This window comes from Acinetobacter tjernbergiae DSM 14971 = CIP 107465 (genome assembly GCF_000374425.1).
Classification (GTDB): Bacteria; Pseudomonadota; Gammaproteobacteria; order Pseudomonadales; family Moraxellaceae; genus Acinetobacter; species Acinetobacter tjernbergiae.
In genome coordinates, this window is sequence record NZ_KB894402.1 from 1 (window position 1) to 1,206 (window position 1,206).

A 1,206-nucleotide genomic window follows, 5' to 3' on the forward strand; every position below is an offset into this window, starting at 1 on the left:
AAAGCTACGTGCCAGAGGCGTAGCAATAATTCTGGCTGTTGACGTTGCAGCTTAATTAGCTGAAATAAATTGGTTGGTATGCCATTTTTAGACATATATGTTTTAGTAATACGTGTTTCTAAGCGAAGGATTGCATTAGCAAATTGAAGAACATCATGCATAGCACAAACTAAAGCTTTAGATCGCTGACATCCCTTGTCTGCTTTCTTCTGAATCTTGTTTAACTGGCTTTTTACTTCTTCAAATTTGCCATATGCCTTTGGGCGTATTGATGCTGCATCATTGCCCCAAGAAATGTAATTCTGATATTTAACTTCACGTGCTTTACGGTGACCAGAAGATAAACTTGACATGTAATCAAGCGCAGGTTGAACCATCGACTGATGTGGTAAGCGGAACAAATACGTTGTATCGAGACAAAGAACTTCAGTTTTAGCTAAATCAAGAATTGGAAGTAATTGAGGAAATGCTTCAAATAACATACCAAGCATATGGTCAGAAGCTAGTTCGATACATTCGAAACCATAAACATTGTGACCTTGTAAAAGCTTCAAAGGTGAACCTTTAATCTCAACATAAGGTACGGCATTCATCGTATTGGTATAGAACTTCATTGCCATATCTGTGTAATCAGATGGCAGAGACTCGTAAGGGTGATATAACTCCCCTGTTATTGTCTTGCCATCATCATCCTTAGAAACATGTCGAGTTGCAGCAGGTACACCAAAATCACGAATATCACCATTAAACCAATGATGATTATCAAGGCTACGAACATGCGTAGGTATGATTGGAATCGCTAACCGCAGAAAATCAAGCATGATTATCACTTGAATGGTGAAATGCGAAGTAATGACGAACCATACTGTTTTTAGTTATGGTCTTATTACAAATTGAACAAGTAATCCAACGAGTAGACTTTTTAGATTTCTTATTCAAACCATGTAGTACTGAAAAATCTAATGGTTCAATCTTATGCTGTTTATCCATAAATACCCGACCCAATTTACTTGTATACATGTTTCTATTTTAGGTGGAAATTAACATATAAACATGTTTCATGTAAAGCATGTATACATGTTTATTTAGACTATAATCTCTAAAAATTTGTAGGATGTACGAAATGGCAGAAATGCTAAGACTTAACAGTAAAGAGAAAGAGTTACTAAGAAATAAAGCTGTGGAGTTAAATAAAAAGCTAATCAG

The 1,206-nt window shown here is 35.7% G+C and carries 2 protein-coding genes; both read right to left on the minus strand.

Going from position 1 to position 1,206, the window contains the following annotated elements:
- Positions 1 to 821: phage/plasmid replication protein, II/X family (locus tag C502_RS0117955; protein WP_018680133.1), on the minus strand; the 821-nt coding region annotated here is incomplete at its 3' end.
- Positions 814 to 990, minus strand: coding sequence for a hypothetical protein (locus C502_RS19330; RefSeq protein ID WP_155757412.1), 177 nt, complete (start codon positions 988 to 990; stop codon positions 814 to 816). The genes C502_RS0117955 and C502_RS19330, both read right to left, overlap by 8 nt.
- Positions 991 to 1,206 lie beyond the last annotated feature (216 nt).

Bases quoted from the DNA above. Each gene is read 5' to 3' on its own strand.
- C502_RS19330 (WP_155757412.1), bottom strand. From the start codon at position 990: ATGGATAAACAGCATAAGATTGAACCATTAGATTTTTCAGTACTACAT.